The organism is Pseudomonas sp. 10S5 (genome assembly GCF_035019745.1).
Classification (GTDB): Bacteria; Pseudomonadota; Gammaproteobacteria; order Pseudomonadales; family Pseudomonadaceae; genus Aquipseudomonas.
In genome coordinates this window covers 76,941-90,256 of record NZ_JASJVL010000018.1, presented here as the reverse complement: position 1 = coordinate 90,256, position 13,316 = coordinate 76,941, and the positions used below count along the sequence as shown (strand labels likewise).

The 13,316-nt window shown below is 56.3% G+C and carries 13 protein-coding genes; 6 read left to right on the top strand and 7 right to left on the bottom strand.

Going from position 1 to position 13,316, the window contains the following annotated elements:
• Nucleotides 1-172 precede the first annotated feature (172 nt).
• The 3 genes from QN378_RS18730 (at nucleotide 173) to QN378_RS18720 (ending at nucleotide 5,250) form a co-directional block, all read left to right on the top strand.
• Nucleotides 173-1,462 carry a GGDEF domain-containing protein gene (locus QN378_RS18730; protein WP_322205689.1) on the top strand — a complete coding sequence of 430 codons (1,290 nt, stop codon included), beginning with the start codon at nucleotides 173-175 and terminating at the stop codon, nucleotides 1,460-1,462.
• An 89-nt stretch (nucleotides 1,463-1,551) separates the two neighbouring features.
• The gene (locus QN378_RS18725; protein WP_322205688.1) at nucleotides 1,552-3,348 is read left to right on the top strand and encodes an acyl-CoA dehydrogenase C-terminal domain-containing protein; all 1,797 of its coding nucleotides are present in this window, start codon (nucleotides 1,552-1,554) and stop codon (nucleotides 3,346-3,348) included.
• Nucleotides 3,349-3,471: 123 nt separating this feature from the next.
• Complete coding sequence (locus QN378_RS18720) at nucleotides 3,472-5,250, top strand: acyl-CoA dehydrogenase C-terminal domain-containing protein (protein WP_322205687.1); 1,779 nt, start codon at nucleotides 3,472-3,474, stop codon at nucleotides 5,248-5,250.
• A 246-nt stretch (nucleotides 5,251-5,496) separates the two neighbouring features.
• Here the strand turns inward: QN378_RS18720 and QN378_RS18715 are convergent, their stop codons facing one another.
• Entirely contained in the window at nucleotides 5,497-6,414 is a 918-nt protein-coding gene (locus QN378_RS18715) for a LysR family transcriptional regulator (RefSeq protein WP_322205686.1), read from the bottom strand.
• 103 nt (nucleotides 6,415-6,517) lie between these two features.
• On the opposite strand from QN378_RS18715, the gene QN378_RS18710 reads away from it, so the two are divergent.
• From QN378_RS18710 to QN378_RS18700, 3 genes are all read left to right on the top strand, one after another.
• Nucleotides 6,518-7,216: an MOSC domain-containing protein gene (locus tag QN378_RS18710; protein ID WP_323550787.1), complete on the top strand. Its 699-nt coding sequence runs from the start codon at nucleotides 6,518-6,520 to the stop codon at nucleotides 7,214-7,216.
• Nucleotides 7,213-7,851, top strand: coding sequence for an aminotransferase class III-fold pyridoxal phosphate-dependent enzyme (locus QN378_RS18705; protein WP_322205684.1), 639 nt, complete (start codon nucleotides 7,213-7,215; stop codon nucleotides 7,849-7,851). The genes QN378_RS18710 and QN378_RS18705 overlap by 4 nt, the downstream gene beginning before the upstream one ends.
• Before the next feature lie 88 nt (nucleotides 7,852-7,939).
• Nucleotides 7,940-8,101, top strand: coding sequence for a YqaE/Pmp3 family membrane protein (locus tag QN378_RS18700; RefSeq protein ID WP_322205683.1), 162 nt, complete (start codon nucleotides 7,940-7,942; stop codon nucleotides 8,099-8,101).
• Between the two features lie 169 nt (nucleotides 8,102-8,270).
• Here the strand turns inward: QN378_RS18700 and QN378_RS18695 are convergent, their stop codons facing one another.
• The 6 genes from QN378_RS18695 to pqqA are packed head-to-tail and all read right to left on the bottom strand — an operon-like array spanning nucleotide 8,271 to nucleotide 13,285.
• The gene (locus QN378_RS18695; protein ID WP_323550788.1) at nucleotides 8,271-10,097 is read right to left on the bottom strand and encodes a S9 family peptidase; all 1,827 of its coding nucleotides are present in this window, start codon (nucleotides 10,095-10,097) and stop codon (nucleotides 8,271-8,273) included.
• Entirely contained in the window at nucleotides 10,063-11,199 is a 1,137-nt protein-coding gene (gene pqqE / locus QN378_RS18690; RefSeq protein ID WP_322206954.1) for a pyrroloquinoline quinone biosynthesis protein PqqE, read from the bottom strand. The genes QN378_RS18695 and pqqE overlap by 35 nt, the downstream gene beginning before the upstream one ends.
• Before the next feature lie 7 nt (nucleotides 11,200-11,206).
• Nucleotides 11,207-11,482 (bottom strand): pyrroloquinoline quinone biosynthesis peptide chaperone PqqD, encoded by a 276-nt coding sequence (gene pqqD, locus QN378_RS18685; RefSeq protein WP_322205681.1) that lies wholly within the window; start codon nucleotides 11,480-11,482, stop codon nucleotides 11,207-11,209.
• On the bottom strand, nucleotides 11,479-12,234 hold the full coding sequence (gene pqqC, locus QN378_RS18680) for a pyrroloquinoline-quinone synthase PqqC (RefSeq protein ID WP_322205680.1): 756 nt from the start codon (nucleotides 12,232-12,234) through the stop codon (nucleotides 11,479-11,481). The genes pqqD and pqqC overlap by 4 nt, the downstream gene beginning before the upstream one ends.
• Before the next feature lie 8 nt (nucleotides 12,235-12,242).
• On the bottom strand, nucleotides 12,243-13,154 hold the full coding sequence (gene pqqB, locus QN378_RS18675) for a pyrroloquinoline quinone biosynthesis protein PqqB (protein WP_322205679.1): 912 nt from the start codon (nucleotides 13,152-13,154) through the stop codon (nucleotides 12,243-12,245).
• Between the two features lie 56 nt (nucleotides 13,155-13,210).
• Nucleotides 13,211-13,285 (bottom strand): pyrroloquinoline quinone precursor peptide PqqA, encoded by a 75-nt coding sequence (pqqA, locus tag QN378_RS18670; RefSeq protein ID WP_003422658.1) that lies wholly within the window; start codon nucleotides 13,283-13,285, stop codon nucleotides 13,211-13,213.
• Between the last annotated feature and the right edge of the window lie 31 nt (nucleotides 13,286-13,316).

Below are 13,316 nucleotides of genomic sequence, written 5' to 3'. Positions count from 1 at the left end.
GCGGTTATTTTGTATCTGGTGGCTGAGGGTAGTTGCAGGCGTTATCGTCAACTTCTTAAGTTCACGGCCGTTAAAGAGGATTAGTCAGGTATTTGAGCCATTTGAGTGCTTAACTGAAACGGTACAGGCACAATGCCATGCAACGTTTCATGTTGGGCAGGAGCCATCCTCTTTGCAGCGTTTTTCGACCGCACGTTTCAGTCATTTCGTTCCCTCGCTGCTATTACTATTAGCGGGGCTCGCGGCCGCGTATGTAAAAGACCTTAATGTATTTTTTACGTCGCTGTTCAATGTACTGCCGACTTTGGTGCTGTTGTTGGGCGGTGCGTATTGCTCGGTTTATCGTCGCCAGCGTGAGCTGTTTTTGATGATCACTGTTTACACCGCGTACTTTCTGTTGGATACGCAAACCGACTACTACCGCGATTACGGCAAAGTGCGTGATGACGCCGCCGTGGTTTTTCATTTGTGCTGTCTCTTTTTGCCACTGCTCTACGGACTTTTCGCCATATGGGAGGAACGTACGCACCTGTTCCGGGACATGATTGCCCGATTTGCCGTGTTCCTCGCCTTTGGCAGCGTTGCGTTGGCGCTAGAACAAAGCTTTCCTAAAGCCCTGCTGAATTGGTTGGCAGAGATCCGCTGGCCGGCTTTATACGGCGATTGGATGAGTTTGATTCAACTGGCTTACCCCGTGTTCTTTTGCAGCTTCCTGTTAATTATTGTGCAATACGTGCGTAAGCCCCGGCCGCTGCACGCGGCGCAAATCGTCGGTTTGATTGGTCTTTTTTGGGCGTTGCCGAGGACCTTCATTTTGCCGTTCACCCTCAACATCATGTGCAGTGAGGTGATGCTGATGATTGCCGCCGCGGTCGCCCATGAGGCTTATCAAATGGCGTTCCGCGATGAGCTGACAGGATTGCCGGGACGTCGTGCACTCAATGAACGACTGCAAAGGTTGGGACGCAGTTACGTGCTAGCCATGGCCGACGTCGATCACTTCAAGAAATTCAACGACACCCATGGGCATGATGTTGGCGATCAAGTGCTGCGACTGGTGGCGAGCAAGTTATCGAAAGTGACCGGTGGCGGTCGAGCCTACCGGTATGGCGGCGAAGAGTTTGCACTGGTGTTTGCCGGGCAGACGCTGGAAGAGTGCATGCCGCATCTGGAGTCGGTGCGCGACGCTATCGCGGTTTACAACATTCAATTGCGCAATCAGGACCGACCGAATGACGACCAGCAAGGGCGTCAGCGCCGAAGCGGTGCGAAGGCGTCGAGTGTATCGGTCACCGTCAGCATTGGCGTAGCCGAACGGCAAGTTGACCAGCGTACGCCCGAGGAAGTGCTCAAGTCAGCCGACGAGGCGCTTTACAGCGCCAAGGGCGCGGGGCGAAATTGTGTCGTTGCGCATGGCCGTAATCGGCGCGGCGCGGTGCGTTTAGTTGGCGCTGCCAGTTAAGTTATGAGCCTGTATTCAGCGTCTGGACTGTGATTGTTCGGACCCCCTTCGCGCAGTAGGTTGGGGTATCTGCTGCCGGAGAAATGACCATGCCTGAGTACAAAGCCCCCCTGCGCGATATGCGCTTCTTGATCAACAACGTTTTCGATTTCCCTGCTCATTACCAGGCGCTCGGCGCCCATGACGCCAGTCCAGACATGGTCAGCGCGATTCTGGAAGAGGGCGCTAAGTTCTGCGAACAAGTGCTGTCGCCGCTGAACCGTCCCGGCGATGAAGAAGGCTGTCATTTCGACCAGGGTGTCGTCACCACGCCCAAGGGTTTCAAAGAAGCCTTTGCTCAATACGTCGAAGGCGGTTGGCATGGCTTGTCGGCGGACCCGGCTTACGGTGGTCAAGGTTTGCCGTTATCGCTGGGGCTGGCTATCAGCGAAATGATCGCCTCCAGCAATACTTCATGGGGCATGTACCCAGGATTGACCCACGGCGCGATGTCGGCCATTCATACCCACGGCACCGAAGATCAGAAGCAAACGTACCTGACCAAGCTCACCGAAGGCGAATGGACAGGGACTATGTGCCTGACCGAAGCCCATTGCGGCACCGACTTGGGAATCATCAAAACCCGCGCTGTGCCGCAAGCCGACGGCAGTTATGGTATTTCCGGTAGCAAGATTTTCATCTCGGCTGGCGAGCACGACATGAGCCAGAACATCGTCCACTTGGTGCTGGCGAAACTGCCAGATGCCCCGGCGGGAACCCGTGGCATTTCGTTGTTTATCGTGCCTAAATTTCTGCCAGACGCTGCGGGCAATGCCGGCCAGCGCAACGGTGTGTCGTGTGGTTCCATCGAACACAAGATGGGCATAAAGGCTTCTGCAACCTGCGTGATCAACTTCGATAACGCCACCGGATATTTGATCGGCGAGGCCAATAAAGGCCTCAACTGTATGTTTACCATGATGAATCATGCCCGCTTGGGCACTGGCATGCAGGGCATGTGTCTGGGCGAAACCAGTTTCCAGGGGGCGATTAAGTACGCCAACGAACGCCTGCAAATGCGCTCCCTGACCGGACCTAAAGCGCCGGACAAGGCTGCGGACCCTATCATCGTTCACCCGGACGTGCGCCGCATGTTGCTGACCATGAAAGCCTTCAACGAGGGTAATCGCGCATTGACCTATTTCACCGCGCAGATGCTCGACACTGCGCACATGAGCGACGATGCGGGTCAACGCGAAGACGCGGAAAACCTCTTGGCGTTCCTCACGCCGATCTGCAAGGCATTCATGACCGAAACCGGTTTAGAAGTCACCAATCTTGGGATGCAGGTTTTTGGGGGGCACGGCTTTATCCGCGAGTGGGGTATGGAGCAACTGGTTCGTGACTGCCGTATCGCCCCTATTTATGAGGGTACCAATGGTATCCAGGCACTGGATTTACTCGGCCGTAAAGTATTAGGCAGCCAAGGAAAGTTACTGCGTGGTTTTACCGAAATTGTGCATAAGTTTTGTGAAACTAATGCCGAACACCCGCAGCTCAAGGGCTTCGTCAGTCAGCTCAATGCCTTGAATAAGCAGTGGGGCGAACTGACTACAAAAGTCGGTATAGCTGCGATGAAAAACCCTGATGAAGTGGGCGCGGCGGCCCTTGATTATCTGATGTACAGCGGTTACATCATTCTCGGGTACCTATGGTTACGCATGGCATTGGTCGCCCAAACCCAACTGGATGAAGGCAGCGGCGATTCTGCCTATTGCCAAGGCAAGTTGGCGACCTGCGAGTTTTATTTCAAGCGGCTTCTACCACGCACCTCCGCGCATCAAGCGGCAATTGAAGCGGGCAGTGACTGTCTGATGCAACTACCAGCGGAGATGTTCGCGCTGTAATGAGTGGGATGTAAGTGTGACTGTATGTGGCTATACGGTCACACACTGACCCTATGTGTCGCAAATGGTGTTCGGGTACACTCGGAGCCTTCATGTTAACGGCTCAATTCCGGGAGGTTTGCCATGGCTGACTATAAAGCGCCCCTGCGCGATATGCGTTTCGTCCTCAATGAGGTTTTCGAGGTTGCCAAGCTCTGGGCTCAACTCCCGGCACTGGCCGAAACAGTCGATGCCGAGACGGTAGAAGCAATCCTTGAAGAAGCAGGCAAAGTCACCAGTAAAAGCATCGCTCCGCTCAGCAGAAGCGCCGATGAAGAAGGCTGCCATTGGAACGATGGCGTAGTCACTACCCCGGCAGGTTTCCCCCAGGCTTATCAAACTTATGCCGACGGCGGTTGGGTTGGCGTAGGCGGCGATCCGGAATTTGGCGGGATGGGCATGCCCAAAGCAGTTTCGGCGCAAGTCGAAGAAATGATCAATTCCTCCAGTTTGGCTTTTGGCTTGTACCCCATGCTCACCTCCGGGGCCTGCGTGTCCATCAGCACACATGCCAGTGAAGATCTGAAAGCAACTTACCTGCCCAACATGTACTCCGGGCTTTGGGCTGGCTCCATGTGTTTGACCGAATCCCATGCCGGTACTGATCTTGGGATTATTCGCACCAAGGCCGAGCCGCAATCCGATGGATCTTATAAAGTCAGCGGCACCAAGATTTTCATCACAGGTGGCGAGCACGACCTGACCGAAAATATCATTCACCTTGTGCTGGCTAAGCTGCCGGATGCGCCTGCTGGACCGAAAGGTATTTCGCTGTTTCTGGTGCCCAAGTTTATGGTCAACACCGACGGTAGTTTGGGCGTACGTAACCCGGTCACCTGCGGGTCGATTGAGCACAAAATGGGGATTCAGGCCTCGGCAACGTGCGTGATGAATTTCGATAGTGCTGTAGGTTATCTGGTTGGCGAACCCAACCGTGGCCTGGCGGCCATGTTTACCATGATGAACTACGAGCGTTTGGGGGTAGGCATTCAAGGCTTGGCGTCTGGCGAGCGTTCGTATCAAAATGCTATCGAATATGCTCGTGATCGTCTGCAAAGTCGCTCGCCGACTGGCGTTCAAGCCAAGGACAAGGTGGCTGATCCGATCATCGTTCACCCGGACGTGCGTCGCATGCTGTTGACCATGAAAGCGTCCAATGAAGGTGGCCGGGCGTTTTCCACCTACGTGGCGATGCAATTGGACATTGCAAAATTCAGCGAAGACCCCGCCGCGCGTAAACGTGCCGACGATCTGGTCGCCCTGCTGACGCCGGTCGCCAAGGCGTTTCTCACCGATTTGGGGCTGGAAACCACGGTACATGGTCAGCAAATATTCGGCGGCCACGGCTTTATTCGGGAGTGGGGTCAGGAGCAACTGGTCCGTGACGTGCGTATCACCCAAATCTACGAGGGCACCAACGGCATTCAGGCACTGGATTTGGTTGGGCGCAAAATCGTCGGAAATGGCGGCGCTTACTATGCGTTGTTCGCTGATGAGATACGTAAATTCACCGCGCAAGCTGGTAGCGAGATGGCTGAATTCACTACACCGCTGAGCGCAGCCCTCGACAATCTCGATGAACTGACGGCGTGGGTGTTGGATAGATCCCGCACCGACGCCAATGAAATCGGCGCTGCCTCAGTCGAGTACTTGCATGCGTTCGGCTACACCGCCTATGCCTACATGTGGGCATTGATGGCCCGCGCCGCACTTGGCAAGCAATCGCAGGAAGATTTTTATGCCAGCAAGCTGGGCACCGCTCGTTTTTACTTCGCAAGGCTGCTACCGCGTATTCACTCGTTGAGTGCGTCGGTCAAAGCCGGCAGCGAGTCGTTGTATCTGCTAGACGCTTCACAGTTTTAAATGTTGTAGGGCAGATCTCTGCTGTGTAAGCATTTACTTACATGACGTACTGACCTTTGCCCCTATCGCTTAGGTGGATCCAAAGTTAATCTACTTAACAGGGACGTAGCGCAGGAAGCGCAAAAACATAACAGGGACACGTAGGGATGCCTGCCAGGATGGTGGGGCGAAAAGGATGTCAGGGAAACAGTCTGCAAAACCCCGCTTCGGCGGGGTTTTCTTTGTGCGCGATTTAACCTGCGGGCGTCAGTTGATCACGTCCAGTGGCCCCGGTACTCCTGATCTACCCGCGCCTCCATCCTCTAAAAGCGTCCGCAGCAGTTCCAACACAGGTTGATGCCGTTGCGCATCGCGATACACCAGTCCCACTTTGAGCGGTACACGGGGTTCGGTCAGCGGTTTCCACAGTAACGAACTGTCCCCCTGAACCTGTTGCACCCGGCCCGGCAGTACTGTCGCTAGGGAAGTATTGAGCAAACTGTCGAGAATGCCAGCCATGCTATTGAGTTCGGCTTGCACGTGGGGGCGGCGCCCGAGGGTAGTCAGCTGTGCCTGCCAGATCTGCCGCACCTGATATTCCTCACCCAATAACAACATCGGTAACTCTGCTGCCTGGCTGACGGACACTTTCTTAAACTCCCGCAGCGAATGATCGGCCGGGATCACCAGTTGCAACTCGTCTTCGTAGAGCACCAGGCTGTGCAGGCCCGGTTGATGGGCGGGCAAAAAACTGATGCCTATATCTAACGCACCGTTGAGCAGGCGTCGTTCTATTTCCAGACCAGACAACTCGTAAATGTGCACCACAAGATGCGGCTGCGCTTTGCGCAATTGCTCCAGAAGTTGCGGCACGAGGTAGAGCACGGTCTGCAGCACGCCAATGGCTAACGTTCGTACGGACTGCCCGCGGAAATTGCGTAGCGCCTCGCGGGCTCTTTGCATGCCGTCGAGCAGCGGCAGCGCGTGGTTGTATAGCGTATGCGCGGCCAAAGTAGGCAATAAACGTTTGCTGGTACGTTCAAACAGGCTGACATCGAGACTGTGTTCCAGCTGGCGAATCTGCTGCGAAAGCGCAGGTTGCGACAGAGAAAGCCGCTCTGCTGCGCGTCCGACATGGCCTTCTTCATACACCGCGACAAAATAACGCAGTTGCCGAAAATCCATAAGAAAATCTTATCGAAAATGTTACTAAAACGAAATGGCCTCGGGCCATGATGAGGGCTTAGTCTAGCCCTATTCCTCAAGGCTTACAGGCCCAGAAACAGCAATGAACAGCATATGTGTCGACGGTGTTTACATAGGGAGAGCAAAAAACCTCGGCCATGGATTGGTAAGTGACATCGATAAGCAACGCCTGGAACGCCGTACGTGGCTGTGGCCGCAGGGCTTAGGCACCGACGAACACGGTGACCCACGCTTTCATACTGGTCCAGAACGCGCCTTGCATCATTACCCCGCTGAACATTACGCCTATTGGCGCAAGCTTTACCCGCACGTCGATTGGAGTGCCCCTGCATTCGGCGAAAACCTTTCTACCCACGGCATCACTGAAGAGCACGCCTGTCTGGGCGATATATTTCGCTGGGGCAATGCGTTGGTACAGATAAGTCAGCCGCGATCCCCATGCTATCGCTTGACTCACCGTTGGGGCTTGGATCACATGCCGCAAGAGGCTCAGAACAGCGGCCGTTGCGGCTGGTTCTACCGTGTGCTTAAGCCGGGATTTATCAGCGACACTGATCCGTTTGAATTGATGCAACGCAGCTACCCCGGCTTGACCGTGGCATGGGCGTTACGCAGCTTTTATATCGAGCCGCTGGAACATGCCGGCCTGAAGAAACTGGTGGATTGCCCGGCGCTGTCGTCTCGCTGGCGTGACATTGCGCTCAAGCGTCTGCGCACTGGTAGCGTTGAGGACTGGTCCGAGCGCCTACTCGGACTGCCGTTGGAAGGGCTGCGCGCATGAGTCTGTTCAAGTTGCTGTTCAATCGTCGAGAGCTGGACACTTCGTCCCCTTCTGCCAGGTTGGAACGGGACAGTAGCGATGATGACGCTGGCCCCAGTCTTGCGGAGCTGTTACGCCGCAGCACTAGCAACGATCACGTACACCTTGTCGACACCGGGGCCGAGGCTAGAGAAGTGGCCGTTGGTTTGACCCGAAAATGGGGTCAGCTGCATCGCAGAGGCGCGATTGGTATTGTCTCGACCTGTAACAGTAGCCCACATTCAATGGGCGCAGCGCTCAACGATCTGGCAGCGCTGCATGCTGCGGTAGATTCGCGGACCGTCGCCGTCGTCCTTGAGCCCCGCCTTAATAGCGATGTTGATATGGCGGCGACCTTCACGTATTTCCAAGGTGCCGCGCAGCTGTGCCGGGAATTGAAAATCCTGTTGATCCTCGACGAAACCCGTACCGGCCTGGGCCGTCATGAGACCTTGCTGTGCGAGGACCGCTACGCTATTCGCGCCGATATTGTAGTGCTGAGCAGTGTCACAGAAGGCGGCAGGTTAGGAGCGGCGGTTCTGGCGCGAGGCACTCCTGTTGCAGAAAAGCGCTCCCTGGGATCGGTACCCGGAAATTGGGGTACTGTTGCGGCTTAAGGGTTAAGGCGGTGTTGAACCCTGTCCTTGGCAGCGGGTCGATTAGCTGTACGGTTGTGAAAGCCGTCTTAACCTGGAGCCCTACCTTATGGATATCGTCCGCATCATCATCGCCATCTTGCTGCCACCGCTGGGTGTATTCCTACAGGTCGGTTTCGCCGGTGCTTTTTGGTTAAATATTTTGCTCACATTGCTGGGCTACTTCCCCGGTGTCATCCATGCGGTGTACATCATCGCCAAACGCGATTAACCGTTTAGCAAACACGGCCGTTATAGGCGCGCGTTTGCCCATGATCGGCTGCACGCACTCGTAAATCTGGCAGCCCAGATCTTCCCGTGGAACGGGATAGTTGGGATCGCTTTGCGCGCCATCCGGGGACAGCGCTCTTACGGTAGTTTTTGGTATCGGGCCAACGCCATCAGTTGTCCATTATCCGCTGATAGAAATTGCACTCTTGCTCAAGCGCGTGGGCCTGATTGCTGGCCTTGCGAAAACCATGGCGCTCATCAGGGTAGAAGTGGCCTTCGGCTGCAATGCCGTTGTCGAGGAGCGCCTTGAGCATGTCACGGGTCTGTTTCGGCACAACCACTGCGTCCAGTTCGCCTTGGAAGAAGATAACCGGCACTGTGATGTGGTCAGCATGCAGTAATGGTGTGCGGGCTTTGTAACGCTCGGCATCTTTATCGGGATCACCGATCAGCCAGTCCAGGTAATCGCCTTCGAATTTATGCGTGGCCCGGGCCAACGCGATAGGATCGCTAACGCCATACAAACTGGCCCCTGCACGAAATACCTGATGGTAGGCCAGTGCGCATAAGGTGGTGTACCCGCCCGCGCTGCCGCCGCGGATGAAGGCTTGGTCGGGATTGATCATCTGACGCTCGGCCAAGTAAGCCACCACCGCGCAGGCATCCTCTACGTCGACATCGCCCCAGTTCAGATGCAAGGCCTGCCGATAGGCGCGTCCATAACCGGTGCTGCCTCGGTAGTTGAGGTCGGCAACAGCGAATCCACGCTGGCTCCAATACTGAATGCGTGGGTCCAGTACCGGATAACACGCCGAGGTCGGGCCGCCGTGGATAAATACCACCAGCGGCGGCATCTCCAGCCCATTAATGGCAGGATAAAAAAAGCCGTGCGCCTCGCCAGTGCCACTGGGATAACGCAGGGCTTGTGGGCGCGTGATACGTTCAGCCGGGAGCGGTGCTACGCCTCCGGCCAATACTTGAACCTGATGATTCTGGCGATCAATGACGATAACCGCCGACGGACTGATCGCCGAAGCAGCGATGCAATAAATAAACTGCTCGTCCACCGCTAGACTGCGAAAGCGGCTGTATTCTCCGGTGAAGTCGTCTGTCAAACCGTCAGCAGAACGAATAGCGAGTTGCCCAAAACCTTCCTCGGACCACGTCGCCACGTAGCTGTGCCCGGCAAGTGGTAACCAAGTGCAGCCGCCCAATTGCCACGGCGCAGGTGAGTGATCCGCCGTAGCAGCGGGTAATGCAGCCAAGCCGTTGGAAGACTCGACCCAAGGCTGCCAAAACCCCCCGCGATCAGTCAGGCAAAACAATTGGCCTTGAGCATCAAAGCACGGTTGTTGTATCGACTCTTCGTCGTCTAGCCCGGCGACACAGCGCGCTGTCGCCCATTGGCCATCGCCTTGACGTTCAGCACACATTAATTGAGTTGAGGTCCACGGCTGATGCGGACGCTGCCACTCGATCCAGGCTAAGCGCTGGCCGTCTGGGCTGAGCGTGGGTGCGGCATAAAAATCAGCGCCTTCAACCAATAACTGGCGTTGACCGGTCACTGCGTCGAACGCCACCAAGCGGTGAACGTCGCCCTCTTCTTCGACGGCAAACACCCAACCTTGGCCGAACCGTAGATCACCGTAGTGTCGGCTGCCGTGGCTGAGCCTTTCGGGTTCCGAGGCATCAAATAGTTGTCGATACAGCTGTTGATCGGCCTCGTTGACGAACATCACGGCATCGTCGCTCAAACAAAACGATCCCCCGCCGTATTCATAAACCCGACTGCGCACGCTGAAGCCTTCAGGCGTCAAGCACTGTGCCCGGCCTTCGTGCCAGCGCCAAATCCGCGAAGCCGCGTCTTCGGGACGGTATTCGTTCCAGAACACGCCCGCCGCGTTGACGGCCAGTTCTGCAAAGTCGACGCCCGCAGCGACCGCCTGCGCGGCGCTGAAGGGTTCAGGATTTGATGATAAGCCGGGAATTGCGTTCATTACGGAAGGCCAACTGTTCAATGGTTTGAGTAGCATACTCGGCTTCTTCGCGGGCCTGAGTAATGATCCCGTGATGGGGGGATTTTCCACAAACCGGATCGGCATTGCTCGCATCGCCGGTCAACATAAACGCCTGACAGCGGCAGCCACCGAAGTCTTTCTCCTTTTCGTCGCACGAACGACACGGTTCGGGCATCCAGGCATATCCGCGAAAGCGATTGAAGCCAAACGAGTCGTACCAGATGTGCTGCATGCTGTGCTCGCGCACATTGGGAAACTGGATCGGTAACTGGCGCGCGCCATGGCAAGGCAGGGCAGTGCCGTCTGGGGTTACGGTCAAAAACACGCTGCCCCAACCGTTCATGCAGCCTTTTGGGCGTTCTTCGTAATAATCCGGCGTGACAAAAATCAGTTTGCACGGATGGTCTTCGGCGGCGAGCTTCGCCCGGTATTCATTGGTGATGCGTTCGGCGCGTACGAGTTGATCGCGGGTCGGCAACAGGCCCTCGCGATTGAGTTTCGCCCAGCCATAGAACTGACAGGTGGCCAGCTCAACGAAGTCCGCTTCCAGCGCAATGCACAGCTCAATGATACGGTCGATTTTGTCGATGTTATGCCGGTGGGTAACGAAGTTCAGCACCATGGGGTAACCATGGGCTTTCACTGCCCGGGCCATTTCCAACTTTTGCGCGAAAGCCTTTTTCGACCCCGCCAGCATGTTGTTCACTTGCTCGTCACTGGCTTGGAAACTGATCTGGATATGGTCCAGCCCGGCTTTTTTGAAATCGATGATTTTCTGTTCGGTAAGGCCGATACCCGAGGTGATCAGGTTGGTGTAAAAGCCGAGTCGCCGTGCTTCGGCAATCAGCTGGGCCAAGTCTTGGCGCACCAGGGGTTCGCCGCCGGAAAAACCGATTTGCGCCGCGCCCATTTCCCGGGCTTCACGCATCACCTTGAACCATTCTGCGGTGGTCAGTTCCTGACCTTGCGCGGCGAAATCCAGCGGGTTAGAGCAGTACGGGCATTGCAGCGGGCAGCGATAGGTCAGCTCGGCCAGCAGCCATAACGGCAAACCGGTTTCGGGCGTCGGCGGAATCCGCACGGTGGTGTCAGGCAAGTTCGATCCAGCGTTCAGCACGGGCGACCTCCATAAACTGCTCGACGTCGGCGCCGAGCTCTGGGAAGCCTGGAAACAGTTGGTCTAGCGCATCGATAATCGCGTCTACCGTGCGCTCGCCATCTATCAGGCCACCAATGGCGCTGGCACTCTCGTTGAGCTTGATCATGCCTTCCGGGTACAGCAACACATGGCTGTTTTGCGCTGGTTCAAACTGATAGCGATAACCCTGGCGCCAGCGTGGAATCAACTGTCGATTGAAGCTCACAATGCGATCCCCTTATGCCAGACGCGTTGGTCGGTAACGCTGTGATACGGCGGACGATTCAGTTCATAGGCCATGCTCATGGCATCAAGCATGCTCCACAGAATGTCCAGTTTGAACTGAAGAATTTCCAGCATTCGCTGCTGGCCTTCGTAGGTGGTGTAGTGCTGCAAGGTGATGGTCAGACCATGCTCGACATCGCGTCGCGCCTGACCAAGACGAGTACGGAAGTATTCGTAGCCGGCGGGGTCGATCCACGGATAGTGCTGCGGCCAACTGTCCAGTCGCGATTGGTGAATCTGCGGCGCGAACAATTCGGTCAATGAGCTGCTGGCGGCTTCCTGCCAATTGGCGCGGCGGGCGAAGTTGACGTAAGCATCGACGGCAAATCGTACACCGGGCAGCACTAATTCCTGCGAGCGCAATTGGTCCGGGTCGAGGCCCACAGCTTGGCCCAGACGCAGCCACGCTTCGATGCCGCCGTCTTCTCCGGGGGCGCCATCGTGATCAAGCAGGCGTTGAATCCACTCCCGGCGAATTTCACGGTCCGGGCAGTTGGCCAGAATCGCAGCGTCTTTCAACGGGATATTGACCTGATAATAAAAGCGGTTGGCGACCCAGCCCTGAACCTGTTCACGGGTTGCGCGGCCTTCGTACATCGCCACATGAAACGGGTGATGGATATGGTAATAGGCACCCTTGGCGCGCAGGGCTGCCTCGAATTCAGCGGGTAGCAATGCAGTGGCGTCGCTCATAAGGGCTCCTAAAGCTCGATACTCATGCCGTCGTAGGCAACTTCAACGTTACGGCGGACCAACTCAGCGCGCTCCGGGGAGTCTTCATCGAGGATCGGGTTGGTGTTGTTGATGTGAATAAGCACTTTGCGTGGGTCGGGTAACTGCTCCAACACTTCAAGCATGCCGCCGGGACCGCTTTGCGCCAAGTGGCCCATCTCACGCCCGGTGCGGGTGCCGACGCCGCGACGCTGCATTTCATCGTCGCTCCACATCGTGCCGTCCACCAACAGACAGTCAGCAGCGGCCATTTGCTGCATCAGCGCTTCATCGATTTTGCCCAGCCCCGGCGCGTAGAACAACTTACCACCGGTTTTCAGGTCTTCGACGATCAAGCCAATGTTGTCGCCGGGGTGCGGATCAAAACGATGCGGTGAATACGGCGGCGCGGCGCTGCGTAAGGGGAACGGCGTAAAGCGTAGCTTTGGGCAGGCAGGGATGACAAAGCTGCCTTCCAGTGCGATGCGGTTCCAACGTAAGCCGCCGTTCCAGTGGGTCAGCATCGGGAATAACGGAAAACCGGTGCTCAGATCTTCGTGAACCATGTCGGTACACCACACTTGATGCGGGCAGCCTTCGCGCAAGCTGAGCAGCCCAGTCGTGTGGTCAATCTGGCTGTCCATCAAAATGATCGCGCTGATGCCGGTGTCACGCAGGGTCCGGGCCGGTTGCATGGGCTTAAAGTCCTGCAATTGCGCGCGGATGTCGGGGGAGGCGTTGCATAACACCCAATGTACGCCGTCGTCGGACAGGGCAATGGACGATTGAGTGCGCGCTTGAGCCCGCAGGCTACCGTCGCGAAAGCCTGCGCAGTTGGCACAGTTGCAGTTCCACTGAGGGAAGCCGCCGCCAGCAGCAGAACCTAGTATCTGAATGAACATTTACGCTCCATGAATAAAAACGCCCCGGCGAACCGAGGCGTTGCACCACGTCAGAATCAACGGCTTGCGAAGTACATGGTGACTTCAAAGCCGATACGCAGATCAGTGTAAGCAGGTTTAGTCCACGACATAGGAGACTCCTTCCAGGTAGATACAGCGGTT

Excerpts from the sequence above, each read along its gene's own strand:
- QN378_RS18715 (WP_322205686.1), bottom strand. The coding sequence starts at position 6,414 with ATGGATTTTCGGCAACTGCGTTATTTTGTCGCGGTGTATGAAGAAGGC.
- pqqC (WP_322205680.1), bottom strand. The coding sequence starts at position 12,234 with ATGAGCGACGCCACTGCATTGCTACCCGCTGAATTCGAGGCAGCCCTG.
- QN378_RS18700 (WP_322205683.1), top strand. The coding sequence starts at position 7,940 with ATGGATATCGTCCGCATCATCATCGCCATCTTGCTGCCACCGCTGGGT.
- QN378_RS18710 (WP_323550787.1), top strand. The coding sequence starts at position 6,518 with ATGAACAGCATATGTGTCGACGGTGTTTACATAGGGAGAGCAAAAAAC.
- QN378_RS18725 (WP_322205688.1), top strand. The coding sequence starts at position 1,552 with ATGCCTGAGTACAAAGCCCCCCTGCGCGATATGCGCTTCTTGATCAAC.
- QN378_RS18720 (WP_322205687.1), top strand. The coding sequence starts at position 3,472 with ATGGCTGACTATAAAGCGCCCCTGCGCGATATGCGTTTCGTCCTCAAT.
- QN378_RS18695 (WP_323550788.1), bottom strand. The coding sequence starts at position 10,097 with ATGAACGCAATTCCCGGCTTATCATCAAATCCTGAACCCTTCAGCGCC.
- QN378_RS18705 (WP_322205684.1), top strand. The coding sequence starts at position 7,213 with ATGAGTCTGTTCAAGTTGCTGTTCAATCGTCGAGAGCTGGACACTTCG.
- pqqB (WP_322205679.1), bottom strand. The coding sequence starts at position 13,154 with ATGTTCATTCAGATACTAGGTTCTGCTGCTGGCGGCGGCTTCCCTCAG.